General features: G+C 60.5%; 21 protein-coding genes and 1 other RNA gene. 12 read left to right on the top strand and 10 right to left on the bottom strand.

Annotated elements, in window-relative coordinates:
- Positions 1–63: 63 nt before the first annotated feature.
- From ACMGGW_RS09675 to sufA, 7 genes are all read right to left on the bottom strand, one after another.
- Positions 64–1,077 (bottom strand): L,D-transpeptidase family protein, encoded by a 1,014-nt coding sequence (locus ACMGGW_RS09675; RefSeq protein WP_025302648.1) that lies wholly within the window; start codon positions 1,075–1,077, stop codon positions 64–66.
- A 296-nt stretch (positions 1,078–1,373) separates the two neighbouring features.
- Entirely contained in the window at positions 1,374–1,790 is a 417-nt protein-coding gene (gene sufE, locus ACMGGW_RS09670; protein ID WP_025302647.1) for a cysteine desulfuration protein SufE, read from the bottom strand.
- Positions 1,791–1,826: 36 nt separating this feature from the next.
- Complete coding sequence (gene sufS, locus ACMGGW_RS09665; protein ID WP_164062547.1) at positions 1,827–3,053, bottom strand: cysteine desulfurase SufS; 1,227 nt, start codon at positions 3,051–3,053, stop codon at positions 1,827–1,829.
- On the bottom strand, positions 3,050–4,336 hold the full coding sequence (gene sufD, locus ACMGGW_RS09660) for a Fe-S cluster assembly protein SufD (RefSeq protein WP_049205156.1): 1,287 nt from the start codon (positions 4,334–4,336) through the stop codon (positions 3,050–3,052). The genes sufS and sufD overlap by 4 nt, the downstream gene beginning before the upstream one ends.
- Complete coding sequence (gene sufC / locus ACMGGW_RS09655) at positions 4,311–5,057, bottom strand: Fe-S cluster assembly ATPase SufC (protein WP_197831945.1); 747 nt, start codon at positions 5,055–5,057, stop codon at positions 4,311–4,313. The genes sufD and sufC overlap by 26 nt, the downstream gene beginning before the upstream one ends.
- A 43-nt stretch (positions 5,058–5,100) precedes the next feature.
- Positions 5,101–6,597, bottom strand: coding sequence for a Fe-S cluster assembly protein SufB (gene sufB / locus ACMGGW_RS09650; protein ID WP_197831944.1), 1,497 nt, complete (start codon positions 6,595–6,597; stop codon positions 5,101–5,103).
- Between the two features lie 14 nt (positions 6,598–6,611).
- Positions 6,612–6,983, bottom strand: coding sequence for a Fe-S cluster assembly scaffold SufA (gene sufA, locus ACMGGW_RS09645; protein ID WP_004931368.1), 372 nt, complete (start codon positions 6,981–6,983; stop codon positions 6,612–6,614).
- Positions 6,984–7,509: 526 nt separating this feature from the next.
- On the opposite strand from sufA, the gene ACMGGW_RS09640 reads away from it, so the two are divergent.
- A complete protein-coding gene (locus ACMGGW_RS09640; protein WP_004931369.1) occupies positions 7,510–7,914 on the top strand; it encodes a hypothetical protein in 405 nt (134 codons plus the stop codon).
- Positions 7,915–7,959: 45 nt separating this feature from the next.
- Here ACMGGW_RS09640 and menI read toward each other — a convergent pair whose 3' ends face one another.
- Both menI and ACMGGW_RS09630 read right to left on the bottom strand, forming a co-directional pair.
- Positions 7,960–8,376, bottom strand: coding sequence for a 1,4-dihydroxy-2-naphthoyl-CoA hydrolase (gene menI, locus ACMGGW_RS09635; protein ID WP_016927938.1), 417 nt, complete (start codon positions 8,374–8,376; stop codon positions 7,960–7,962).
- Positions 8,373–11,429, bottom strand: a complete 3,057-nt coding sequence (locus ACMGGW_RS09630) for an FAD-binding and (Fe-S)-binding domain-containing protein (protein WP_049205158.1) — start codon at positions 11,427–11,429, stop codon at positions 8,373–8,375. Before ACMGGW_RS09630 ends, menI begins: the two co-directional genes overlap by 4 nt.
- Before the next feature lie 245 nt (positions 11,430–11,674).
- Between ACMGGW_RS09630 and ydiK the strand changes: the two genes are divergently transcribed.
- Positions 11,675–12,775: an AI-2E family transporter YdiK gene (gene ydiK, locus ACMGGW_RS09625; protein WP_025302642.1), complete on the top strand. Its 1,101-nt coding sequence runs from the start codon at positions 11,675–11,677 to the stop codon at positions 12,773–12,775.
- Positions 12,776–13,031: 256 nt separating this feature from the next.
- Positions 13,032–13,143, top strand: an RNA gene (rprA, locus tag ACMGGW_RS09620) — antisense sRNA RprA.
- Between the two features lie 109 nt (positions 13,144–13,252).
- On the opposite strand, the gene ppsA is transcribed toward rprA, so the two are convergent.
- Positions 13,253–15,631 (bottom strand): phosphoenolpyruvate synthase, encoded by a 2,379-nt coding sequence (ppsA, locus tag ACMGGW_RS09615; protein WP_043141130.1) that lies wholly within the window; start codon positions 15,629–15,631, stop codon positions 13,253–13,255.
- A gap of 459 nt (positions 15,632–16,090) precedes the next feature.
- Here ppsA and ppsR point away from each other — a divergent pair, with 459 nt between their 5' ends.
- The 9 genes from ppsR (at position 16,091) to ACMGGW_RS09570 (ending at position 24,991) form a co-directional block, all read left to right on the top strand.
- Positions 16,091–16,951 carry a pyruvate, water dikinase regulatory protein gene (ppsR, locus tag ACMGGW_RS09610; protein WP_161781785.1) on the top strand — a complete coding sequence of 287 codons (861 nt, stop codon included), beginning with the start codon at positions 16,091–16,093 and terminating at the stop codon, positions 16,949–16,951.
- 197 nt (positions 16,952–17,148) lie between these two features.
- Positions 17,149–18,195: a 3-deoxy-7-phosphoheptulonate synthase gene (locus ACMGGW_RS09605; protein WP_004931381.1), complete on the top strand. Its 1,047-nt coding sequence runs from the start codon at positions 17,149–17,151 to the stop codon at positions 18,193–18,195.
- A 106-nt stretch (positions 18,196–18,301) separates the two neighbouring features.
- Complete coding sequence (locus ACMGGW_RS09600; RefSeq protein WP_025302639.1) at positions 18,302–18,787, top strand: glutathione peroxidase; 486 nt, start codon at positions 18,302–18,304, stop codon at positions 18,785–18,787.
- A gap of 171 nt (positions 18,788–18,958) precedes the next feature.
- The gene (gene hemP / locus ACMGGW_RS09595) at positions 18,959–19,141 is read left to right on the top strand and encodes a hemin uptake protein HemP (protein WP_043141213.1); all 183 of its coding nucleotides are present in this window, start codon (positions 18,959–18,961) and stop codon (positions 19,139–19,141) included.
- Positions 19,142–19,235: 94 nt separating this feature from the next.
- Positions 19,236–21,278 (top strand): TonB-dependent hemoglobin/transferrin/lactoferrin family receptor, encoded by a 2,043-nt coding sequence (locus tag ACMGGW_RS09590; protein WP_197833444.1) that lies wholly within the window; start codon positions 19,236–19,238, stop codon positions 21,276–21,278.
- Positions 21,279–21,344: 66 nt separating this feature from the next.
- On the top strand, positions 21,345–22,382 hold the full coding sequence (locus ACMGGW_RS09585; protein ID WP_025302636.1) for a hemin-degrading factor: 1,038 nt from the start codon (positions 21,345–21,347) through the stop codon (positions 22,380–22,382).
- On the top strand, positions 22,379–23,209 hold the full coding sequence (locus ACMGGW_RS09580; RefSeq protein ID WP_049205164.1) for a heme/hemin ABC transporter substrate-binding protein: 831 nt from the start codon (positions 22,379–22,381) through the stop codon (positions 23,207–23,209). The genes ACMGGW_RS09585 and ACMGGW_RS09580 overlap by 4 nt, the downstream gene beginning before the upstream one ends.
- Positions 23,209–24,213 carry a FecCD family ABC transporter permease gene (locus ACMGGW_RS09575; protein WP_089180832.1) on the top strand — a complete coding sequence of 335 codons (1,005 nt, stop codon included), beginning with the start codon at positions 23,209–23,211 and terminating at the stop codon, positions 24,211–24,213. Before ACMGGW_RS09580 ends, ACMGGW_RS09575 begins: the two co-directional genes overlap by 1 nt.
- The gene (locus ACMGGW_RS09570) at positions 24,206–24,991 is read left to right on the top strand and encodes a heme ABC transporter ATP-binding protein (protein WP_025302633.1); all 786 of its coding nucleotides are present in this window, start codon (positions 24,206–24,208) and stop codon (positions 24,989–24,991) included. Before ACMGGW_RS09575 ends, ACMGGW_RS09570 begins: the two co-directional genes overlap by 8 nt.
- Positions 24,992–25,074 lie beyond the last annotated feature (83 nt).

Here is a 25,074-nt window from a genome sequence, read left to right as displayed (position 1 = left end):
ATAGCGGGCAAAAAAAGAGGTTCAGCACGCTGAACCCCTCTTCGACCGCTCAATCTTGCAAACTTAGTTCACCGAACTGATTGGCGCTGCCTTGAATGGGCTCTTATTCGCCGCAGGCGCCGCTGCAGGCGTTAAACTCACCTCAGACGGACTCTCCCCTACGTTGACCAGCACCGGCATGCCAGAACGGCGTACAACCGCGCTATCGAACACGGCGCGATCGGTCTGACCATCCGCAGCAAAGGCTTTCTCCGCTTTAGACAACGCGATCGGCATGGTCTGCGGATCGTCGCTTTCTACCCGCGACAGCGGCTGGTGCACTTCCACATAGCGTTTGCCGTCCGGCTCAACCGAAATCTTCACCGGATCGTTGATCACCTGCACCCGTGTACCACGCGGCACCTGATTGAACAGCGCTTCGATGTCCGTCGGACGCAGGCGAATGCAGCCGGAGCTGACACGCATGCCGATACCGAAGTTGGCGTTGGTGCCGTGGATCAGGTATTCACCGCGCCCCATCGCCAGACGCAGGGCGAACAGCCCCATCGGGTTCTCAGGCCCGGCCGGCACCACTGCAGGCAGCGTCACGCCCTGGGACTGATAGCGCTTGCGGATGTTGGCGGTGGGCGTCCAGGTCGGGTTAGGGATCTTCTGGCTGATGGAGGTCACTTCCAGCGGCGTGTGCATCCCGGTCTGGCCGATGCCGATCGGATAGACGATCACTTTGTTCTCGCCTTTCGGGTAGTAGTAAAGACGCAGCTCGGCCAGATTGACGATAATCCCTTCACGCTTAGTGTCAGGCAGCAGCATTTGGGTCGGAATGGTCAGCACCGTGCCTGGCTTGGGCAGGAACGGGTCGGTGCCAGGGTTGGCTTCCAGCATGCCCAGCAGGCCAATCTTGTAGTCGGCGGCGATCGCCTCCAGCGGACGGCCGTCGTTTGGTACGGTATAAGTGGTGTTTTCACCGATCAGACGGCTGTCTGGCGGCGGCAGCGGGTACTCGGTCGCACTGGCGGCCTGCGTGCCGGCCAGTACGGTGGCGAAGACCATGCCCATTAAACTCAACGCACGTTTCATTATCATCCCTATATTTTTTATGACGGTTCGCCCCCAAGGCTAACGAGCGCCCGACGGTGGGTAAATCAGACAATACCTGATTAATACTAGCAACGCTGGCATCAAAGGCAATAAGTTCTCTAAAAATCAACACGTTATAACGTAATCACCATCGTTGATTGTCAACGAAACGTCAATAGGTAAGCTGCTGAAATATCACTGAATTGGGGGATGGTTCCTGGGGAAAACAACGGATTGTAAAGACTCATTGACAAAGCGAATATATCAATGAGCCTTGAGGAGAAAGGCGTTAAGGATCAGGCCAGCTGCGCCGCTTTACTGCGAATGGCACGGATCATCGCCTCCAGCCCCTGCGAGCGTGAAGGCGTCAGATGTTGGCTGAGCGCCAGTTCGCCGAAAAACGGCCGCACATCGAGATCGACGATCTGTTGTGGCGTTAATTGACGATAAAGAATAAACACCACCGCCAGCAGCCCTTTGACGATCGCCGCATCGCTGTCGCCGTGAAACTCGACCTGCCCCTGCTCATCGAGACGCATCACGATCCACACCTGGCTCTGACAGCCGGAAATCAGGTTGCCGGCCTGCCGCTCGGCCTCGTCCAGCGGCGGCAACTTGGCGCCAAGTTCAATCACGTACAGGTATTTCTCCTCCCAGTTCAGACAGCGGGAGAAATTACGCACCAATTTATCTTTGTCCGGCAAATTCGCCATGGGGATCCTTTTGTACCGCCGGGGACGCGCCCCGGCCTAACCTAATAGCTGATGAATGCGTTGCAGCCCGGCCACCAGCCGGTCCACCTCTTCGCGGGTATTATATAACGCCAGCGAAGCGCGGCACATGCTCGGCACCTGATAAAACGCCATCAGTGGCATGGCGCAGTGATGGCCGGTGCGAATGGCGATGCCATACTGATCGAGGAAGCTGCCGACGTCATAGGCGTGGTGTTCTCCCAAATTAAAGGCGATCACCCCGGCCCGATGTGCCGGACCATAGATTTTCAGCGTCGGCACCTGCGTGAGCGCCTCGAGCGCGTAGTGCATCAGCGACTGTTCATAATCGTGGATCGCATTCAGACCCAGGGCTTCGACGTAATCGAACGCCGCCCCCAGCCCCATGATGCCGGCGGTGTTCGGCGAACCCGCCTCGAAGCGCCACGGCGGATCGGCGAAGGTGGTGCCCGCCGTCAGGCTGACCTGGCGGATCATCGAGCCGCCCCCTTCCCACGGTGGCATCTGCTGCAGCAGCGCCTGGCGGCCATACAGCATGCCGATACCGGAAGGGCCGTACAGCTTGTGGCCGGAAAACACGTAAAAATCGCAGTCTAGCGCCTGGACATCGACGCGCTGGTGCATCACCGCCTGCGCGCCGTCCACCAGCACCGTCAGATCCGGCGCCAGGCCTCTGGCGCGGGCGATGATGTCGCGCACCGGGTTGACGGTGCCCAGCACATTGGAGACCTCGGTCAGCGCCAGCAGTTTGCAGGACGCGTCGACCAGCTCCGGCAACCGCGCCAAATCCAGCGTGCCGTCGGGCTGCAGCGGCCAAACCCGCAGCTGCAACCCACGCTCCTGCGCCAGCATCTGCCAGGGCACGATGTTGGCGTGGTGTTCCATCTCGGTGATGAGAATCGCATCGCCCGGCTGCAGCAGGTGGCGGCCAAAGCTGTTGGCCACCAGGTTGATGCCTTCGGTGGTGCCCTTGACGAACACCATCTCTTCCGCCGAGGCGGCGTTGATAAAGCGCGCCGCCTGTTCCCGCACCGCTTCCATCTGCTGAGTCGCCTCAGCGCTCAAGGTGTGAATGCCGCGATGCACCGCGGCATAGCCGTGGCGATAGAAATCCAGCTCGCGGTCGATCACCACCTGCGGTTTCTGCGCGCTGGCGGCGCTGTCGAGATAGGCCAGCGGTTGGCCGTTCACCTCACGCGCCAGCAGCGGGAAATCGCCGCGCACGCGTTCAATCGGATAACTCATGCAGCCTCCCCCGGCAGGCGCTGGGCGATGCGTGCCAGCACCCGCTCCCGGATGATGTCGTTGGCGATGCCTTCGGTCAGCTCAGCGGCGAAGGCGAAGATGATCATCTGCTGTGCCGCGTGCTTGTCGATACCGCGCGACTGCAGATAAAACAGCTGTTCTTCATCGATACGCCCCACGGTGGCGCCGTGGCTGCACTTGACGTCGTCAGCGTAGATCTCCAGCTGCGGCTTGGTGTCCACTTCCGCCACCTTACCCAACAGCAGGTTATGGTTGGTCATCTGGCCGTCGGTTTTAATCGCGTGCTTGGCCACTTTGATCATGCCGTTAAACACCGCCTTGCCGCGATCGCTGACCACGGTTTTATGCAGCTGGCGGCTTTCGCAATAGCCCTTGTTGTGCTCCAGATAGGTACGGGTATCGCAGATCTCTTTACCCACCGGCAGCACCAGGCTGTTGATCACCAGGTTCGCGCCTTCGCCGTTCAGCTGCGCGCTGGTGTTATGCCGCGTCAAGCCGGCGCCCAGCAGGAAGCTGTCGCTTTTCACCCGCGCGTCGCGGCCAATGACCAAATCGTTATGGGCAAAGTGGTAGCTTGGCTGGCTCTCAAACGCCAGCTTGCAATGCAACAGTCCGGCGTTGTCCGCCACGTTGGCGGTCAGGCGTGCGCCGGTGAAGTGCGCGGCCTCGCCCAGGCTGACGTAGTGTTCGATCACTTCCGCCTCGGCCCCGCGCCCAATATCCAAATGATGGCGGTGATGCACGGTGTTCACTTCCCCGCTGGCGCCGCGTCCGCTGCTGATATGCAGCAGGTACAGCGGACGAGCCGGGGCCTTGCCGGCCGGCAGGCGAATCAGGCTGGTTTCCTGCGCCAGGCTTTCGGTCAGGTGCAGGAAAATTTCCGGTTGGATCGCCTCCGGCAGCGCCTGTGGCGTGCCGTAGGCGGTCAACTCGAACTGGTAATCACCCAGATCGTCATCGCTCAGCGCGGCGCTGTAGCGGCCGTCGATAAACACCAGCCGGCAGGCATCGATGCCGAGCGCCAGCGCCTCGAGCTGCTCTGCGCTCACCAATGCGGGCTGCGGCTCGAGGAACTGCTGCTCCAGCAGGCTCTCCAGCGGCGTGTATTTCCAGTTTTCATGCTTGCGCGTCGGCCAGCCGAGGCGCAGCGCCTGCTGCCAGTGCGCCAGCGCATGCGGCGAACGCTCGCCACCGCGGCCTTCGAACAGGCGATACAGCTGCTGCAGCGCGTTTGAATTACTGTTGGTCGGTAAGCCAGCCATAGCCCTGCTCCTCCAACTGTTTTACCAGCGAGAAATCGCCGGATTTGACGATGCGCCCCTGGGACAGCACGTGTACGTAATCCGGCTGGATGTAGTCCAGAATGCGCTGGTAGTGGGTGACGATGATAAAGGCGCGCTTGCCGTCCCGCAGCGAATTGACGCCGTTGGCGACGATCTTGAGCGCATCAATGTCCAGACCGGAGTCGGTTTCATCGAGAATGCACAGATCCGGCTCCAGCGCCGCCATCTGCAGAATGTCGTTGCGCTTTTTCTCACCGCCGGAAAAGCCGACGTTGACCGAACGGGTCAGCAGGTCGGCCGGCATGTCCAGCAGCGCGATTTTCTCTTCGATGAAATCGGCGAAGTCAAAGCGATCCAGCGGCTCCTGCTCGCGGTATTTGCGCACCGCGTTGACCGAGGTCTGCAGGAAGAAGTGGTTGCTGACGCCGGGGATCGCCACCGGGTACTGGAAGGCCAGAAACACGCCCTCGCCGGCGCGGTCTTCCGGATCAAGCTCCAGCAGATCCTTGCCCTTGAAGGTGACTTCCCCTTCGGTCACTTCGTACTCTTCACGCCCGGCCAGCGTGGCGGACAGCGTGCTCTTGCCCGAGCCGTTCGGCCCCATGATGGCATGCACTTCGCCCGGTTTGATCTCCAGATCCAATCCCTTGAGGATCTCGTTGCCTTCCACGCTGACTTTCAAATTCTTGATGCTTAACATGCTGTGTCCTCAGATAGCGCCGACGGCGCTAAAAATGCGGCGATTAACCCACGCTGTGTTCCAGGCTGATGGCCAGAAGTTTCTGCGCCTCGACGGCGAACTCCAGCGGCAGCTCGGAGAAAACGTCCTTGCAGAAACCGTTGACGATCATCGAAATGGCGTCATCCTCGCTGATGCCGCGCTGCAGGCAGTAGAACAGCTGGTCGTCGCCGATCTTCGAGGTGGTGGCTTCGTGCTCCAGCTGAGCGCTGTTGTTGCGCGCTTCAACGTAAGGGAACGTGTGGGCACCGCTGTCCGGCCCGATCAGCATCGAGTCGCACTGGGTAAAGTTACGGGCGTTTTCCGCCCCCGGCAGGATTTTCACCAGGCCGCGATAGGTGTTCTCGCTGTGGCCGGCGGAAATGCCTTTGGCGATGATGGTCGACTTGGTGTTTTTGCCGATGTGGATCATCTTGGTGCCGGTGTCCGCCTGCTGATGGCCGCTGGTCAGCGCCACCGAGAAGAATTCGCCGATCGAGTTGTCGCCCTGCAGGATCACGCTCGGGTATTTCCAGGTGATGGCCGAGCCGGTTTCCGACTGGGTCCAGGACATTTTCGAGCCGGCGCCTTCGCACAGCGCGCGCTTGGTGACGAAGTTGAGGATACCGCCCTTGCTCTCACCGCCGGAGAACCAGTTCTGCACCGTCGAGTATTTCACTTCGGCGTCTTTATGCAGGATCACTTCCACCACCGCCGCGTGCAGCTGATAGCTGTCGCGCATCGGGGCAGAACAGCCTTCGATATAGCTGACATAGCTGCCTTCGTCGGCGATCAGGATGGTGCGCTCGAACTGGCCGGTTTTGGCGGCGTTGATACGGAAATAGGTCGACAGCTCCATCGGGCAGCGCACGCCTTTCGGCACATAGACGAAGGTGCCGTCAGAGGCCACCGCGGCGTTCAGCGCAGCGAAGAAGTTATCGTTGGACGGCACTACGCGCCCCAGGTACTGACGCACCAGATCCGGGTATTCCTGAATCGCTTCGCCGAACGAGCAGAAGATCACCCCGCTCTCCGCCAGTTTTTCACGGTAAGTGGTAGCGACCGATACTGAGTCAAAGATGGCGTCCACCGCCACTTCGCTGCCCTCGCGCACCGGCACGCCGAGCTGATTGAACGCCAGCTCCACTTCGCTGGTCAGGTAATCTTTTTCCGTCGCCGCGCCCGGTTGCTGCTCGGCGCCGGGTTGCGAACCGCAGGCATCGTCGCAGCTGCCGCAGGACGGCGCCGAATAGTAACTGTAGTCCTGGTAGTTAAGGCGTTCGTAATTGGCCTTCAGCCAGTGCGGCTCTTCCATCTGCAGCCAGGCGCGGTAGGCCTCGAGGCGGAATTCCAGCATCCACTCGGGTTCGTTGCGCTTGGCCGAGATGGCGCGAACCACCTCTTCGTTGATGCCTTTGGCCAACTCATCGGTTGCCAGCTGGGTGAAGAAACCTTCTTTGTAGCGACCTTCGCTGACCCAAGCCTGCACTTCATTAGGCATTTCTACATTGCTTCGTGTCATGTTGATTGCATCGCTCAAACGCCAAAGCTCTCGCCGCACCCGCAGGCATGCTGAGCTTTAGGGTTGTTGAATTTGAATATCTGATTCAGCCCTTCGCGGACGTAATCTACCGTGGTGCCATCGATGAACGGCATGGCCTTCAGCGGCACATAGAGTTTGGCACCGTCGCGCTCAAACAGCAGATCGTCATCGGCGGGTTCGCGGGTCAGATCCAGCACATAGGCAAAGCCGGCGCAGCCGGATTGTTTCACCCCTAGCTGCAGCCCTTTCACCTGCGGATCCTGCTGCATCAGTTTCGTTATTTGTCGTACGGCGCTGTCGCTGAGCGAAATGCCTTGCCAGACATTTTCATCCAGAGAAAAGGTGCCGACATTTTCCGTTTGCATAGGGTCTACCTCACACTCGTGTTTGGCCACAGCCAATCTGGGTTGCTTATATGTTAGTGATAACGATTATCACTTCAACCGTTTGTTTTGCGGGGGTATCCACCGCGAGCGCGGTTTTTCGCTGCGGCGTGCGGCAAGCCAGCGGGACATTCGTGGTGGCTTGCGGCATCTGGCGGCAAGGTGTGCATGCTATCCCTATGAATTTGTTCTTTATCCTGCATCACCGTACCGCACTCCCCGGTGGCCCGTCAGCGTTACAGTGCCGCGGTACACTGCCGATCTAAACATTCATAGAAAATACCTATTTCTGCATTCTGTCTGTCGTAAATGTGCGTTTATCGGCATTTCGTGGCGCGGCACCAGCGCGCGCCCCTCAGGTTAAAGTTTAGTCGCTCAGGATTAAATTGGGTCGTCGGCGGCCTTTTACACCCCCACGATGAAAAAACGCCGCGCCGGGGATTGATCGGCAACGCGGCAATTTATATGATAATGATTATCATTCAATTTGAATTTGAGCGCGAAGCCAATGACTCTTTCGATCAACGCATGGTTGCTGGGCAAGATTGATGACTACAAATTCAGCGTGCGCGACGCTACGGTGGACTTTTATATGGCCGAAGCGGCGCTGCGGCGCCCGGAATGCAATATCGACCACCTGAAGCGGTACAACAGCGTCAGCCTCACCATGGCCAATCTGTGCCTGGAGAACGGCGATGACGACAGCTACCTGCACGCGCTCAGCAAACTGCATAATCGGCTGATCGTCGAGATCAACAATCCGCAGCGCTGCCAGCTGTTTCGGGTGCAAAGCTACCACTTCGCCCGCCACACGCTGACGCTGATCTGCCAAAAATATGCAATGGAAGGCACCTGGGAGAAGGCGAACGCGTTTCAGAAGGACTTCGTCAAACGCGTACCGTTTCAGCTGTAAAGCGAAAGGCTCCGCAGGCCGGCAGCCTGCGGAAACCGGCGGGGATCAGTCGATGACCGCCGTGGTCAGACGCGAGGTGCAGCACAGCCGATCGCGCGCGTCGAAGATCTCGATTTGCCACACCTGATGGCGACGGCCGACGTGCAGTGCGCGACATACCCCGCGCACCTGGCCATCGAACACCGCGCGCAGGTGGTTGGCGTTGATCTCCAGCCCCACCACTTTCTGCTCGCCCTCACTGCACAGGTAACCGGCCATCGATCCCATCGATTCCGCCAGCACCACCGACGCCCCGCCGTGCAACAGCCCGAACGGCTGGCGGGTACGGCCATCGACCGGCATGGTGGCCTCGAGGAAATCCTCACCCAATTGGGTAAACTCGATGCCCACATGGCTGACCATGCAGCCGTCGCCGGCGCGGTTCAGCTGCTCCAGCGATGTTTCACGTTTCCACAATTTCACTCAATCATCTCCAGAAGTGCCTGTAATGGGTGGCGCACGCCATTGCCCTCGATGCGTTTCACCTGACTGCGGCAGGAATAACCGGTCGCCAGGCAGCGCTGCCGCGGCAAACGCTGTAGCGTCGGGTGCCATGATAGCTCATAAATGCCGAGCGAGTTTTGCAGGTTCTTAGCTTCATGGCCGTAAGTCCCCGCCATGCCGCAGCAGCCGACGCTGACATTCTCCAGTTTGGCGCCGAAACGGGCGAAGATCGCCGCCCACTGTTGGCCGCTGGCCGGCAGCGCGGTGGTTTCGGTGCAGTGACCGAACAGATACCAGGGCTCGCCGGTCGCCGGCTGTTCGGCGCGATCCGCGATCCGCTGCTGCAACCATTCATGCACCAGCTGCACCTGGAAATCGCCGCGCTCGGCGCCGAGGATCTCGCGGTATTCGTCGCGATAGCACAGCACCAGCGCCGGATCGACACCCACCAGCGGCATGCCGAGCTGCGCCACGCGGTTGAGGAAATCGGCGGTTTTGCGCGCGGTGCGGGCGAACCGCGTCAGGAAGCCCTTCACATGCTGCGCCTTGCCGTTCGGCGAGAACGGCAGCAGCACCGGTTTATAGCCGAGCTTTTCCACCAGCCGAACGAAATCCGCCACCACTTTGGCGTCGTAATAGCTGGTGAACGGATCCTGAACAATCAGCACGTGTTCTTCGCGTTGCTCGGCGTTCAACCCTTCCAACTGTTCCAGCGTCAGCGTGGTCGCGCGGTGGCCGGACAGCTGCTGACGCAGCGTCGGGCTGGACAACAGCGGCAGATCGACCATGCCGACGGCGTTGCGGCTCATCTCCCGCAGCCACGGCTGGCGGAAGAAGAAGTTGAACACCTTCGGCGCGCGGGCCATCAACGGGGTATAGCTCTCCACGCCGGCGACCATGTAGTCGCTCACCGGGCGCAGGTAGCGGGTATGGTAAAGCTGCAGGAAGCGCGAACGGAACCCCGGCACGTCAATTTTGATCGGGCACTGGGTGGAACAGGCCTTGCAGGCCAGACAGCCGGACATCGCCTCTTTCACTTCGTGCGAAAAGTCGTACTCCCCCTTGCCGGCATGCCAGCTGTTGCGGGTCTTTTCGATCAGGCCACGCAAGCTGAGGCGCTGCTGCGGCAGCTGTTTCTCCAGCGCCAACGGATCGACGCCCTGCTCGGCCAACAGACGCAGCCACTCGCGCACCAGCGTCGCCCGCCCTTTCGGCGAATGGATGCGGTTGCCGCTGATCTTCATCGACGGGCACATCGGGCTGCGCACGTCGAAGTTGAAGCACAGACCGTTGCCGTTACACTCCAGCGCGCCGCGGAACGAGGTGCGCACCTCGACCGGGATCTGACGATCGAAGGTGCCGCGTTTGACCGCGTCTACCTCCATCATCGGTGCATCTACCGCCAGTGGCGAACAGATCTTGCCCGGGTTCAAACGGTTATCCGGATCAAACGCCGCCTTGATGCGGCGTAGCTCTTCATACAGCGTTTCCCCGAAGAACTCAGGGCTGTACTCGGCACGGAAGCCCTTGCCGTGCTCCCCCCACAACAGACCGCCGTATTTGGCGGTCAGCGCCACCACCCGATCGGAGATCTGCTTCATCAGCACTTCCTGCTGCGGGTCGCACATGTCGAGCGCCGGGCGCACGTGCAACACCCCGGCGTCGACGTGGCCGAACATGCCGTAGCTCAGGTTGTGGTCGTCAAGCAGTTGACGGAATTCGACGATATAGTCCGCCAGGTGTTGCGGCGGCACACAGGTATCCTCGGCAAACGGAATCGGCTTGGCGCGCCCCTTGGCGTTGCCCAGCAGCCCGACCGCCTTCTTGCGCATGTTGTAAATGCGCTCGATGCCAGCCAGATCGCCGCAGATCTGGTACCCGATCACGCCGCCCTGCCGCTGCGCGATCAGTTCATCCAGCCGTTGGCACAGAGCCTCCATCTGGCCGTCGATCAGCGCCCGATCGTCGCCGGCGAACTCGACGATGTTCAGCCCGAGCATTTCTTTATCCGGCACGTCGGCGATCAGTTCGTTCACCGAGTGCCAAACAATGTCTTCACGCGCCAGATTCAGCACCTTGGAATCGATGGTTTCCACCGACAGCGCCTTGGCCTCGACCATAAAGGGCGCATTGCGCAGCGCCGAGTCGAAGGAGTCGTACTTCACGTTGACCAGGCGGCGCACTTTCGGCAGCGGCGTGATATCCAGCCGCGCCTCGGTGATAAACGCCAGCGTGCCTTCGGCGCCGGTCAGGATGCGCGTCAGATCGAAGGTTTGCAGATCGTCGCTCAGCACGTGGCGCAGATCGTAACCGGTGAGGAAGCGGTTGAGCTTGGGAAATTTCTCCAGGATCAATGCGCGCTGCTCACGGCAGCGATTGAGCACCGTGCGGTAGATGCGCCCTTCCGCGGTCTCTTCCAGAGCAATCGTTTCCGCCAGCGCCGTCGGCATGGCGCGGGTATCGATCATCTCGCCGCCCAGCAGCACCGCCCGCAGGCCCAACACGTGATCGGAGGTTTTGCCGTATACCAGCGAACCTTGGCCGGAGGCGTCGGTGTTGATCATGCCGCCCAGCGTGGCGCGGTTGCTGGTGGACAGTTCCGGCGAGAAGAAGTAGCCGAACGGCCGCAGGTATTGATTTAGCTGATCCTTGATCACGCCGGCTTCGACTTTCACCCAGCCTTGTTCGACGTTGATCTCCAGAATGCGGTTCATATGGCGCGACATATCGACCACGATGCCGGTATTGAGCGACTGGCCGTTGGTGCCAGTGCCGCCGCCGCGCGGGCTGAAGGTCAGCGTATTGAATCGCTCTTCCCCGGCCAGACGCGCAATCAGCGCCACGTCAGCGGTGGAACGGGGGAACACCACCGCATCGGGCAACAGCTGATAGATACTGTTGTCGGTGGCCATCGTCAGGCGGTCGGCGTAGCTGGTGGCGGTATCGCCGTTGAATCCGTTTTGCTTCAGTGCTTCCAAAAAGTCGAGCACCCGTTGAACGAGGCCGGGCGCCTGAGAAATCTGTGGGATCATTCGCTTTTTTGACCCTGTCCGTCTATTTTTTATGCGCTGATGTACGCTGAATCGGGCCTTTAATTCAGACCCACCCTATTTTTTAGTGACACTAAAAACTAACATACTCGTTTAGTGAAGGCATTCACATTATTACCGCCCTGCGAGCGCCGCCACAGGCGGCCGCCCGGCGGCGATAAACCGACCGACAGGCACCCCGATTCGCCGGTGCCAGGGATTTAATTGACCAGGATGAGAAGCCACTGATGCCACTCCCGCAATCGCGTTACGACTTACCGCGAATTATTTTCGGCGTGCTGTTTATCGCCATCATGATCGTTGCCTGTTTTTGGGTGATCCAACCGTTTATTCTCGGCTTCGCCTGGGCGGGCATGGTGGTAATCGCCACCTGGCCGTTGCTGCTCAAACTGCAAAAGCTGCTGTGGGGCCGTCGCTCGCTGGCGGTGTTGGTCATGACCCTGCTGCTGATCCTGCTGTTCATTCTGCCGATTTCCCTGCTGATCAGCAGCGTGGTGGATAACAGCGCGCCGCTGATCGCCTGGGCCAGTTCACCCGGCAAGCTGCACATTCCCGATCTCGCCTGGCTGCAGTCCGTGCCGATGATCGGCGACAGGCTCTATACCAGCTACCACACATTGGTTAACGCCGGCGGCGCTGCGCTGCTGGCGAAGGTTCAGCCGTACTTCGGTCAAACCGCCACCTGGTTCGTGGCGCAGGCGGCGCATATCGGCCGTCTGCTGCTGCACTGCGCGCTGATGCTGCTGTTCAGCGCCTTGTTGTATGCGCGCGGCGAGCAGGTGGCGCTGGGTATCCGTCACTTTGCGGTACGCCTCGGTTCCAAACGCGGTGATGCGGCGGTGCTACTGGGCGGCCAGGCGATCCGCGCCGTCGCGCTGGGCGTGGTGGTGACGGCGTTGGTGCAGTCGGTGCTGGGCGGCATCGGTCTGGCGGTGAGCGGCATACCAGCCGCCACCCTGCTGACGATGCTGATCTTTATCTGCTGCGTGGCACAATTGGGGCCGCTGTTGGTGCTGGTGCCGGCCATCATCTGGCTGTACTGGCACGGCGACACCACCTGGGGCACCGTACTGCTGGTCTGGAGCTGCGTGGTAGCCACGCTGGATAACGTGCTGCGCCCGGTGCTGATCCGCATGGGCGCCGACCTGCCGCTGCTGCTGATCCTGTCCGGCGTTATCGGCGGTTTGCTGGCCTTCGGTATGATTGGCCTGTTCATCGGCCCGGTGGTATTGGCGGTATCTTATCGCCTGCTGACCGCCTGGATGGATGAAGCGCCAGAGCCGACCACCGCGCCGGAGCAAGTCATCGAAGATCTGGAAAAACGCTAATCCCCCCCTTCCGCCCGCATCGTCGGGCGGAACATTTCACTCAGGTCATTATTCCTACCTCATTCGAGTAATATCTCCGCCAAATATAATGCCGCCCTATATTGATTACGGTACAGCGAATGAAAGGTGCAATGTAAATCCCTGTTTGTTGCAAGCGGCAAAAAGAGATAACTCCCACAAATAAAATGTGATGGCGCTATCGATTAAGATGATTCTTAATGACTAGTCGTGTTCAAAAATCTAGTATTATGGCCATCTATTGCTTCAAATCACTGATTTTAAAGCAACCTTTCTGAACAATGTAATGCCATACATGTGAATTGCTGTGTGTAGTCTTTGCCCATCTCCTACGGTGGGCTTTTTTTTATTCTTTTTTCGTCGAATTGATTATTTTACGCGCCGTTATTTACATTCGGAAATAAAAAGGCCGCAGCGTTAACTGCGGCCCGGCGTTAACGCCTCAGCGAGGCCGAGACATTATTTCTTTTTCGACAAATTGATCCAGGTCTGCACCACGGTGTCTGGGTTGAGCGACAGGCTGTCGATGCCCTGCTCCATCAGCCACTCGGCGAAGTCTTCATGGTCAGACGGGCCCTGGCCGCAGATGCCGACGTATTTGCCGTGGCGTTTGGCCGCCTGAATCGCCATCGACAGCAGCGCTTTCACCGCCTCGTTGCGCTCGTCGAACAGTTCCGACACCACGCCGGAGTCACGATCCAGCCCCAGCGCCAGCTGGGTCATGTCGTTGGAACCGATAGAGAAGCCGTCGAAGTGCTCGAGGAACTGATCCGCCAACAGCGCATTGGACGGGATCTCGCACATCATGATCACTTTCAGCCCGTTTTCACCGCGCTTCAGCCCCTGACGCGCCAGCTCCGCCACCACCGCTTCCGCCTGGGCCACGGTGCGCACGAACGGCACCATGATTTCGACGTTGGTCAGCCCCATTTCGTTACGCACGCGTTTCACCGCCTCGCACTCCAGCGCGAAGCAATCGCGGAAGCTGTCGGCCACGTAACGGCCGGCGCCGCGGAAGCCCAGCATCGGGTTCTCTTCGTGCGGTTCATACTTATCGCCGCCCACCAGGTTGGCGTACTCGTTGGATTTGAAGTCGGACAGGCGCACGATCACACGCTTCGGCCAGAAGGCGGCACCCAGCGTCGCGATCCCTTCTGTCAGGCGGCCAACGTAGAACTCGACCGGGTGGTCGTAACCCTGCATTAACGCGCGAATTTCGTTTTGCAGCGCCGGCGTCTGCTGATCGAACTCCAGCAGCGCGCGCGGGTGCACACCGATCATGCGGTTGATGATAAATTCCAGCCGCGCCAGGCCCACGCCTTCATTTGGCAAACGCGCAAAGTCGAAAGCGCGATCCGGGTTGCCGACGTTCATCATGATCTTCAGCGGCAGATCCGGCAGCTCGGTCACTTCGGAGCTCTGCACGCTGAAATCCAGCATGTCGCTGTAAACGAAGCCGGTGTCGCCTTCCGCACAGGAAACGGTGACTTTCTGGCCGTCTTTCAGCACATCGGTGGCGTGGCCGCAGCCTACCACCGCCGGGATGCCCAACTCACGGGCGATGATCGCCGCGTGACAGGTGCGCCCGCCGCGGTTGGTGACGATCGCGGCGGCCTTCTTCATGATCGGCTCCCAGTCCGGGTCGGTCATGTCGGTCACCAGCACGTCGCCCGGCAGGATGCGATCCATTTCGCTGATGTCGTGGATCACTTTCACCGGACCGGCGCCGATGCGATGACCGATGGCGCGGCCTTCCACCAGCACCGGGCTAGTGCCATTCAGCTGGTAGCGCTCCATGGTTTGTTCGTTGGAGCGAACGGTTTCCGGACGCGCCTGCACGATCAGCAGCTTGCCGGAATGGCCGTCTTTCGCCCATTCGATATCCATCGGGCGGCCGTAATGTTTTTCGATCAGGATCGCCTGCTGCGCCAGCGCCTGCACTTCGTCATCCGTCAGCGAGAAACGGCTGCGCTGCGCTTCAGGCACGTCTTCGATGCGCACCTGTTTGCCGTGATCCTGCGACGGTGCGTACACCATGCGGATCTTTTTCGAGCCCAGGTTGCGGCGCACGATCGCCGGCTTGCCTTTTTGCAGCGTCGGTTTGTGCACGTAGAACTCATCCGGGTTCACCGCGCCCTGCACCACCATTTCACCCAGACCGAAGGCGGAGGTGATGAACACCACCTGATCAAAGCCGGACTCGGTATCGATGGTGAACATCACGCCCGAGGAGGCCAGATCCGAGCGCACCATGCGCTGTACGCCCGCCGACAGCGCCACGCCGCGGTGGTCATAGCCCTGGTGCACGCGATAAGAGATAGCGCGGTCGTTGAACAGCGAGGCGAACACGTGCTTGATCGCCACCATTACGGCGTCGATGCCCTGCACGTTGAGGAAGGTTTCCTGCTGGCCGGCGAAGGACGCGTCCGGCATGTCTTCCGCCGTGGCGGAGGAGCGCACCGCAAAGGAGGCTTCCGGTTCGCCGTCGGCGAGCTGTTGGTAAGCCTGATGAATTTCACGCTCGAACTCGGCGTGGAACGGCGTGTCGATCACCCATTGGCGGATCTGGGCGCCGGCCTTGGCCAGTTGGGCAACGTCGTCAACGTCGGTCTGATCCAGTAGCTGATAGATGCGCTGGTTAACACCGCTTTGTTCGAGGAAATCGTTAAACGCCTGTGCGGTGGTGGCAAAACCGTTCGGCACGGCCACGCCCAAATCGGAAAGATTGGTGATCATTTCACCGAGGGAGGCGTTTTTGCCGCCGACACGGTCAACGTCGTGCATGCCAAGCTGGTTGTACCAAAGCACATTACGCAAGTCTGGGCCATTGTTGGACATCGAGACAATCCTTATTGCTATCAGTAGGGTAAAGACGGATTTAATTCGCTTGCTTTACGGCGCCGCTAACACGGAGCCGAATCAGACTAGCACACTGATCTGAGGAAAATGGAAAGGTGAATCGATCAACCCACTGAAGAAAGTGGTTTTTAAGAGAATGTCCTAACCGGCTGATTTGGCAGGGAACCGTTCCCAATCGCACGAAAAGCTTAGTTCTCAACAAATTACGTTCTTTTTAAACTTCTGTTTTAATGACCGCGCAAACGCTACCGTTTTTGGTGAAAATAACGGCAAATTTACGTTTCGGGTCGAAAAACCTCGTTGCGCCACAATTTTTACCGCCGGCAAAACGCGCTTTTCTTCACGCGCCGGCGCAAAGCGCTTTACCGTCCCGCCGTCACAATTTTTTCCCTCCCCCCTTTACCGACGGATCGTCCGCGGCCCATGATATTGACAGTGATGACAGCAGGAACACCGTTTTCAGGTAAGGAGCCTCGGGTGGAAAGAAGCGTTTTTTATATTTCGGATGGTACGGCGATCACCGCCGAAGTGTTGGGGCACGCGGTGCTGTCGCAGTTTCCGGTCACGGCGACCACCTTTACCCTACCGTTCGTCGAAACCGAGGCGCGCGCGCGCGCAGTTCGCCAGCAAATCGATGATATTTATAATCAAACCGGCGTGCGGCCACTGGTGTTTTACTCCATCATCTCGCCGGAAGTGCGCGATGTGATCGTGCAGAGCCAGGGCTTCTGCCAGGATATCGTGCAGGCGCTGGTCGGCCCGCTGCAGGGCGAGCTGGAAGTGGAACCGACGCCGGTGCCGAACCGCACCCACGGCCTGACCGCCAGCAACCTCGGCAAGTACGACGCGCGCATTGCCGCCATCGACTATACCCTGGCGCATGACGACGGCATTTCGCTGCGCAACCTCGATCAGGCGCAGGTGATCCTGCTCGGCGTGTCGCGCTGCGGCAAAACCCCCACCAGCCTTTATCTGGCGATGCAGTTCGGCATTCGCGCCGCCAACTATCCGTTTATCGCCGACGATATGGATAATTTGCACCTGCCGGCCTCGCTGAAACCGTTTCAGCATAAATTATTCGGCCTGACCATCGATCCGGAACGCCTGGCGGCGATCCGTGAAGAGCGGCGTGAAAACAGCCGTTACGCTTCATTACGCCAGTGCCGCATGGAGATCGCCGAGGTCGAGGCGCTGTTCCGCAAAAATCAGATCCGCTACCTCAATACCACCAATTATTCTGTCGAAGAGATTTCCACCAAAATCCTCGACATCCTCGGTATGAGTCGCCGCATGTTCTGATCATTTTCTCGCGGGGCCGCCGTGCCCCGCCGCCTGCCGTTTATTTCAACAGCAGCTGATTTTTTTGTGCTTTTTTTCGCGGTTTTGATCAACAGAACACAATCTCTACGGTTGAATTCAGCGCTTTTTGCGTTATTGTGATCGCCATCACTTCCCGGCACTCCTGCCGCAGAGAAGAACAGTTTCCAGGGAACAACATGCACAAAACAGATGAACTGCGGACCGCGCGCATCGACAGCCTCGTCACGCCGCAAGCGTTGGCAGACAAGCTGCCGATCTCGGCGGCCGTCGCCGACAACGTGACAGCGTCACGAAAACGCATTGAAAAAATCCTCACCGGTGAAGACCGCCGCCTGCTGGTGGTGATCGGCCCCTGCTCCATCCACGATCTCGACGCCGCCGTCGATTACGCTGGCCGGTTAAACGCCCTGCGCGAACGCTACCAGGATCGTCTGGAAATCGTGATGCGTACCTACTTCGAAAAACCGCGTACCGTCGTCGGCTGGAAAGGCCTGATCTCCGATCCGGCGCTGGACGGCACCTTCCAGGTCAACCGCGGCATCGAAATGGCGCGCCGCCTGCTGCTGGAAGTGAACCAGCTCGGCCTGCCGACCGCCACCGAATTCCTGGACATGGTCGTCGGCCAATACATCGCCGATCTGATCAGCTGGGGCGCCATCGGTGCGCGCACCACCGAAAGCCAGATCCACCGTGAAATGGCCTCGGCGCTCTCCTGCCCGGTCGGCTTCAAAAACGGCACCGACGGCAACACCCGCATCGCCATCGACGCCATTCGCGCGGCGCGCGCCGGGCACATGTTCCTGTCGCCGGACAAACATGGCCAGATGACCATTTACCAGACCAGCGGCAACCCGTACGGCCACATCATCATGCGCGGCGGAAAAACGCCGAACTACCACGCCAGCGACATCGCCGCCGCCTGTGACAGCCTGCGCGAGTTCGATCTGCCTGAACACCTGGTGATCGACTTCAGCCACGGCAACTGCCAGAAAATGCACCGTCGCCAGCTGGAAGTGGCCGACAACGTCTGCCAGCAGATCCGCGCCGGCTCCGCCGCCATCACCGGCGTGATGGCGGAAAGCTTCCTGGTGGAAGGCACGCAGAAAATCGTCGCCGGCCAGCCGCTGACCTATGGCCAGTCGATCACCGATCCTTGCCTGAGCTGGTCCGACAGCGAGCAGCTGCTGGCGATGCTGGCGGATGCGGTTGATAGCCGTTTCTAACCCAGTAGAGGCCGGGGCCACGCCCCCGGCTTTATTCCTTCTGCCCCACTCATCTATACTGATTGCAACGCTTTAGCGCCCGCCGAAACGCACTGGGAGCCCCGGCATGATTCACTCTCTGTTATCCATCCCCTGCGTCACGCTGCAGGGCGAGCAAAAAACGCTGGGCGATTTCCCGGCGCGCGCTTACCTGGTGGTCAACACCGCCAGCAAGTGCGGCTTCACCCCGCAATACCGTGGGCTGGAAAATTTGTGGCAATACTATCGCGAACGCGGCCTGGTGGTGCTCGGCTTCCCCTGCAACCAGTTTGGTTCTCAGGAGCCGGGCAGTCCGCTGGAGATCGCCAACTTTTGCAGCCTCAACTACGGCGTCAGTTTCCCGCTGTTCAGCAAGATAGACGTTAACGGTCCCGGCGCGCACCCGCTGTTCAATGAGCTGAAACGCCTGGCACCCGGCATTCTGGGCAGCCGCCGCATCAAGTGGAATTTCACCAAATTCCTGCTCACCGCCGACGGCCAGCGTATCACGCGCTTTGCGCCGATCACTAAGCCCGAGCGTTTGTTTGACCGCATCGAAACCCTGCTGAAATAACGCCCCTTTTTTACGGGCCGAGTGCGCTCGGCCCGCCGCCGGATGTCCGTTCGACAAAAAGGTTCCATCGGTAAGAAAATTTTCCTTGATGTAACCTTTCCTTCACATGATAATGATTCTCAGTTTGATATTAATTACCATTTAATGGTCTGTTTTATAAGCACAATGATGATGGATACTGCCAACACGCCTACCCCCGCCGCCGCGGCCCCGACCGAGCACAGCGCAAACGCGCCGCCCAGCTACGACAGCGCACAGCTGCTCGGCACCGACGGCATCGCGTTCATTACCCATCAGGGCCAGCGCTATCAGCTGCGGCAAACCAAAGCCGGGAAATTGATCCTGACCAAATAACCATAGAACCCTCAAACGCCAGCCACCCCGATCGGTTGATCCAGGCAGCCAGCAAATCTATTGATATGTTTTATTACATACGGAGAGTTGCACCATGCCTCTGACATTTTCCACCCGGCTGCGTTTTTCCGCTTTGAGTCTGGCGATTGCCTGCGCTCTGCCTACGGTGGCCTTGGCACAAAACACCAGCACAACATCCTCTTCCAACGCGGCGCCGGCTAAAAAAGCCAAAGCCGCCGACGAGACCATGACGGTGGTCGCCACCGGTAACCAACGCAGCAGCTTTGAAGCGCCGATGATGGTCACGGTCATCGAAGGCAACTCGCCAGAAAGCCAGACCGCCACCTCGGCCGCCGATATGCTGCGCCGCGTGCCGGGCATCACCGTGAACGGCACCGGGCGCAGCAACGGTCAGGACGTAACGATGCGCGGCTACGGCAAAAACGGCGTGCTGACGCTGGTCGACGGCATCCGCCAGGGGACCGATACCGGCCACATCGGCGGCACCTTCCTCGATCCGGCGCTGGTCAAGCGCATTGAAATCGTGCGCGGTCCCTCTGCGTTGCTGTATGGCAGCGGCGCGCTGGGCGGCGTCATCGCCTACGAGACCGTCGATGCCGCCGATCTGCTGCTGCCGGGCCACGATACCGGGTTCCGCGTCTACGGCACCGCCGGCAGCGGCGATCACAGCCTGGGCATGGGCGCCAGCGCCTACGGCAAGACCGATAACCTCGACGGTTTGCTGTCGTTCGGTACCCGCGACGTCGGTAATCTGCGTCAGGGCAACGGCTTCGATGCGCCTAACGACGAAACCATCAGCAACGTGCTGGCAAAAGGCACCTGGAAAATCGACGACAATCAGTCATTGAGCGGCGATCTGCGCTACTACAACAACAGCGCCCAGGAGCCGAAAAACCCGCAGACGCCGGGCAGCTCGAGCGGCAACCCGATGACCAACCGCTCCACCCTCCAGCGTGATGCCGCTCTGAGCTATAAGCTCAAGCCGGTCGGCCAGGATTGGCTGGACGCCACCGCGAAACTGTACACCTCGGAAGTCAAAATCAATGCGCACAACGCCGGTGCGACCGACGAATTCCGCAAGCAGACCACCAACGGCGGCAAGCTGGAAAACCGCACACGTCTGTTCGCCGACAGCTTTGCGTCACACCTGCTGACCTACGGCTCCGAAGTGTATGAACAGAAACAGCAGCCGGGCGGCGCCACTACCAGTTTCCCGCAGGCCAAGATCAACTTCGCCTCCGGCTGGCTGCAGGATGAAATCACGCTGCGCGACATTCCGATCACCGTGCTGGCCGGCACGCGCTACGACGATTACAAAGGCAGCAGCCAGGGCCACGAAGACGTCAAGGCCGACAAATGGTCGTCCCGCGGGGCCCTGAGCTACTCGCCGACCGACTGGCTGATGCTGTTCGGCTCCTATTCCCAGGCCTTCCGCGCCCCGACCATGGGCGAGATGTACAACGATTCGCGTCACTTCCCCGGCAACTATTGGGTGCCTAATCCGAATCTGCGGCCGGAAACCACCAGCACCACCGAAGCCGGTTTCGGCTTGCGCTTCGACGATCTGCTGCTGGCGGATGACAGCCTGCAATTCAAGGCCAGTTACTTCGATACCGACGCCAAAGACTACATCTTCATGTATGTCACTCGCACGCAGACCGCCTCAGCGAATATCTCTCGCGCCAAGATTTGGGGTTGGGACACCTCGCTGAACTACCAGACCAAGTGGTTTAACTGGGATCTGGCTTACAACCGCACACGCGGCAAGGACAAGTCTCGCAATGGCGAATTGAACGCGAAAAGCGGCGATTGGCTGGCCGACATCAGCCCGGATACCGTCACCAGTTCGCTGGACGTGCCGCTGGGCGAAACCGGTTTGTCCGCCGGCTGGGTCACCACCTTCGCCGAACGCGCCACCCGTGTCCAAACGGGGACGCCGGAACAAGGCGGCTATGGCGTCAACGACTTCTATCTGAGCTACAAGGGCCGCGATCGGCTGCAGGGCGTAACCACCACCGTGGTGCTGGGCAACGCCTTCGACAAAGAATATTACTCGCCGCAGGGCGTCCCGCAGGATGGCCGCAACGCCAAACTGCTGGTCAGCTACCAGTGGTAATCATTTGACTATCTGGCGGACAACCCGGTTGTCCGCCGTTCGCATTACAGCGCAGGAGAATCCCGCATGAGCAACACCCTATACGAACGCTACCAACAGGCTAAAATCGACCACCCCGGCAAATACGCCCGCGATCTGGCGGCGATCCTTGGCGTCAGCGAAGCGGAGCTGACGCACGCCCGCGTCGGCCACGACACTCGCCGCCTGCAGGCCGACGCGCGCACCCTGCTGACCGAGCTTGAGCAGGTCGGCGTCACCAAGTCCATCACCCGCAACAGCTATGCGGTGCATGAGCAGATGGGCCGCTACCGCAACCAGCACCTCAACGGCCACGCCGGGCTGATCCTCAACCCGCGCGAGCTGGATCTGCGCCTGTTCCTCAACCACTGGACCAGCGTTTTCGCTATGAGCGAAACCAACAAGCGCGGCGTGCGCCATAGCATCCAGTTCTTCGACCAACAGGGCGATGCGCTGCACAAGGTCTACACCACCGAAGAGACCGATCTGCCGGCCTGGATGGCGCTGGTGGAGCGCCACCTGAGCGAAGAAAACCCGGCGCTGGCGCTGCAACCCGCCGAGGTGAGCACCGCGGATGAAACGACGCAGGATCATGCCAAAATCGACGGTGAATGGCGCGCGATGACCGACGTTCATCAGTTCTTCCAGCTGCTGAGCCGCAATAAGCTCACGCGCCAGCAGGCCTTCCGCGCCGTCGGCGACGATCTGGCCTATCAGGTAGACAACAGCGCGCTCTCGCAGCTGCTGCAAGCGGCGCAGCAGCAGCAAAACGAGATCATGATCTTCGTCGGCAACCGCGGTTGCGTGCAGATCTTCACCGGCCAGATCGAACGTTTGATGCCGCAGGAAGGCTGGATCAACGTGTTCAACCGCCGTTTCACGCTGCACCTGATTGAAGGCGCCATCGCCGAAAGCTGGATCACCCGCAAACCGACCAAGGACGGCATCGTCACCAGCCTGGAGCTGTTCGCCGCCGACGGCACGCAGATCGCGCAGCTGTATGGCCAGCGTACCGAAGGCCAGCCGGAACAAACCCAGTGGCGCGAGCAGGTTGCCGCGCTCGCCGCCAAGGACATCGCCGCATGAAATCTTCCTTGATCCGCCGCCTGACGCTGATGATGACGCTGGCGCTGCCGCTCACCGCCGCGGCGGCGCAGCGCATCGTCTCGATCGGCGGCGACGTGACGGAAATCGCCTTCGCACTCGGCGCCGGCGACGACGTGATCGCCCGTGACAGCACCAGCTTGCACCCGGCGGCGGTGAAAAAGCTGCCGGACGTCGGCTACATGCGCCAGCTGAATGCCGAAGGCATTTTGGCGCTGAAACCGACGCTGGTGCTGACGACCGAGCTGGCGCAGCCGGCGCTGGTGCTCAAACAGTTGGCGGACAGCGGCGTCAACGTGGTCAGCGTGCCGGGTGACACCACCCTGCAGGCGGTGCCGCAGAAAATCGCTACGATCGCCGCCGCGTTGCAACGCGTTGAGCAAGGCAAACAGCTGAGCGAGCGCTATCAACAGCAGCTGGCGGCGGTCGATACCTCTCCGCTGCCGGTCAAGGTGCTGTTCGTGATGAGCCACGGCGGCATTACGCCGATGGCTGCCGGGCAACACACCGCCGCCGACGCGGTGATCGCCGCCGCCGGACTGAAAAACGCCATGCAGGGCTTTGACCGCTACCGTCCGCTGTCGCAGGAAGGCGTCATCGCCAGCGCGCCGGATCTGTTGCTGGTCACCACCGACGGCGTGCGCACCCTCGGCGGCGAACAGCAGCTGTGGACGCTGCCGGGCCTGGCGTTGACGCCGGCGGGTAAGCAGCGCCGCGTACTGATCGTCGATGACATGGCGCTGCTGGGCTTCGGTCTGGAAACGCCGGCGGCGCTGGCCAAACTGCGCCACGCGGCGGAGCAAAAGTAATGCGCAGTCGCACCTCGCCTCAGTTGGCCATCATCGGCCTGCTGGTGCTGCTGACGTTGCTGGCGCTGGTCGCCGCCAACCTGGGCGCGCTGACGCTGTCGTTTCGCACCCTGTGGCGCGAACCCTTCAGCGACGCCGCCTGGCACATCTGGCTGAACATTCGTCTGCCGCGCGTGCTGCTGGCAGTAGTGATCGGCTGCGCATTGGCAGTGTCCGGCGCGGTGATGCAGGGGCTGTTCCGCAACCCGCTGGCGGATCCGAGCCTTCTGGGCATCAGCAGCGGCGGCGCGCTGTTTGTCGCCCTGTTCATCGTGATGCCGCTGGCGTTGCCGGTGACGATCGCGCTATACGGCCATATGCTGGCGGCGTTCCTCGGCAGCCTGCTGGTATCGCTTTTGATCTACGGCATCAGCCGCAGCGGGCACGGCAATCTGTCGCGGCTGCTGCTGGCGGGCATCGCCATCAACGCCCTGTGCATGGCGGCCATCGGCGTGCTCTCCTACATCAGCAGCGATCAACAGCTGCGCCAGTTCTCGCTGTGGATGATGGGCAGCCTCAGCCAGTCGCAGTGGCCGACGCTGGCCGTTTCCGCCTCGCTGATCCTGCCTACGGCGCTGCTGACGCTGTTGCAGGCGCGCCGGCTGAATCTGTTGCAGCTGGGGGACGAAGAGGCCCACTACCTCGGGGTGAACGTCCAGCGCGCCAAGCTGCAGCTGCTGTTGCTGAGCGCCCTGCTGATCGGCGCGGCGGTAGCGATGAGCGGCGTGATCGGCTTCGTCGGTCTGGTGGTGCCACATCTGGTGCGCATGCGCCTTGGCGGCGATCACCGCTGGCTACTGCCCTGCTCCGCGCTGGGCGGCGCCTGCCTGCTGCTGGTCAGCGATACGCTGGCGCGCACACTGGTGGCGCCGGCCGAAATGCCGGTAGGCTTGATGACCAGCCTGATCGGCGGTCCTTACTTCTTGTGGCTGGTGATGCGCCAGCGGGAGCGAACCGGTGGATAACGCCGCCTGCCTGACAGCCCGAGAGCTGCGTTACAGCCTCGGTACGCGCCGCTTGATCAACGACGTTTCGCTCAGCCTCGCCAGCGGTGAGATGGTGGCGATTATCGGCCCTAACGGCGCCGGCAAATCGACGCTGTTGCGCTTGCTGACCGGCTATCTGACGCCGGATTGCGGCGAATGCCGGCTGCTCGACCGACCGCTGGAACACTGGGCGCCGCAACAGTTGGCCAAAGTCCGAGCCGTGATGCGCCAGTACAGCGATCTGGCGTTTCCCTTCAGCGTGGAAGAAGTGGTCAGCATGGGGCGATCGCCGCACGGCAAACGCGACGAGCATCAGGCGATCCAACAGGTGATGGAACAAACCGACTGCCTGGCGCTGGCGCAGCGCGATTACCGCCGGTTGTCCGGTGGCGAACAGCAGCGGGTGCAGTTGGCGCGGGTATTGGCGCAGCTGTGGCAACCGCAACCGTCTCCCGCCTGGCTGTTTCTCGACGAGCCGACCTCGGCGCTGGATCTGTATCACCAGCAGCACACCCTGCGCCTGCTGCGCTCGCTGACACGTCAACAGCCGCTGGGCGTCTGCTGCGTGCTGCACGATCTCAATCTGGCGGCGCTGTATGCCGATCGGATCCTGCTGTTGCATCAGGGACGTCTGGTGGCGAGCGGCACGCCGCAAGAGGTCCTGCAGACGGAGATCCTCACCCGCTGGTATCAGGCCGATCTCGGCGTGGTGCATCATCCCGAAGTGTCTCTGCCGCAGGTCTATCTGCGACAATGAAACGTTCAAGGGCGCCATGAGGCGTAATGCCGCTCAGTTAATCCTGAGTGGCATTTTTTTATCCAGCCTCTGGGCGTTCTGTG

It is taken from the genome of Serratia sp. BNK-4 (assembly GCF_048685115.1).
In the GTDB taxonomy this organism is placed as follows: Bacteria; Pseudomonadota; Gammaproteobacteria; order Enterobacterales; family Enterobacteriaceae; genus Serratia; species Serratia bockelmannii.
This window is presented reverse-complemented; position numbering and strand designations above follow the sequence as displayed.

Bases quoted from the DNA above. Each gene is read 5' to 3' on its own strand.
- sufA (WP_004931368.1), bottom strand. From the start codon at position 6,983: ATGCAAACGGAAAATGTCGGCACCTTTTCTCTGGATGAAAATGTCTGG.
- ppsA (WP_043141130.1), bottom strand. From the start codon at position 15,631: ATGTCCAACAATGGCCCAGACTTGCGTAATGTGCTTTGGTACAACCAG.
- ydiK (WP_025302642.1), top strand. From the start codon at position 11,675: ATGCCACTCCCGCAATCGCGTTACGACTTACCGCGAATTATTTTCGGC.
- ACMGGW_RS09640 (WP_004931369.1), top strand. From the start codon at position 7,510: ATGACTCTTTCGATCAACGCATGGTTGCTGGGCAAGATTGATGACTAC.
- ACMGGW_RS09585 (WP_025302636.1), top strand. From the start codon at position 21,345: ATGAGCAACACCCTATACGAACGCTACCAACAGGCTAAAATCGACCAC.
- sufB (WP_197831944.1), bottom strand. From the start codon at position 6,597: ATGACACGAAGCAATGTAGAAATGCCTAATGAAGTGCAGGCTTGGGTC.
- ACMGGW_RS09580 (WP_049205164.1), top strand. From the start codon at position 22,379: ATGAAATCTTCCTTGATCCGCCGCCTGACGCTGATGATGACGCTGGCG.
- ACMGGW_RS09575 (WP_089180832.1), top strand. From the start codon at position 23,209: ATGCGCAGTCGCACCTCGCCTCAGTTGGCCATCATCGGCCTGCTGGTG.
- ACMGGW_RS09590 (WP_197833444.1), top strand. From the start codon at position 19,236: ATGCCTCTGACATTTTCCACCCGGCTGCGTTTTTCCGCTTTGAGTCTG.
- hemP (WP_043141213.1), top strand. From the start codon at position 18,959: ATGGATACTGCCAACACGCCTACCCCCGCCGCCGCGGCCCCGACCGAG.
- sufS (WP_164062547.1), bottom strand. From the start codon at position 3,053: ATGAGTTATCCGATTGAACGCGTGCGCGGCGATTTCCCGCTGCTGGCG.
- ACMGGW_RS09605 (WP_004931381.1), top strand. From the start codon at position 17,149: ATGCACAAAACAGATGAACTGCGGACCGCGCGCATCGACAGCCTCGTC.
- ACMGGW_RS09675 (WP_025302648.1), bottom strand. From the start codon at position 1,077: ATGAAACGTGCGTTGAGTTTAATGGGCATGGTCTTCGCCACCGTACTG.
- ACMGGW_RS09600 (WP_025302639.1), top strand. From the start codon at position 18,302: ATGATTCACTCTCTGTTATCCATCCCCTGCGTCACGCTGCAGGGCGAG.
- sufD (WP_049205156.1), bottom strand. From the start codon at position 4,336: ATGGCTGGCTTACCGACCAACAGTAATTCAAACGCGCTGCAGCAGCTG.
- sufC (WP_197831945.1), bottom strand. From the start codon at position 5,057: ATGTTAAGCATCAAGAATTTGAAAGTCAGCGTGGAAGGCAACGAGATC.
- ppsR (WP_161781785.1), top strand. From the start codon at position 16,091: ATGACAGCAGGAACACCGTTTTCAGGTAAGGAGCCTCGGGTGGAAAGA.
- ACMGGW_RS09630 (WP_049205158.1), bottom strand. From the start codon at position 11,429: ATGATCCCACAGATTTCTCAGGCGCCCGGCCTCGTTCAACGGGTGCTC.
- sufE (WP_025302647.1), bottom strand. From the start codon at position 1,790: ATGGCGAATTTGCCGGACAAAGATAAATTGGTGCGTAATTTCTCCCGC.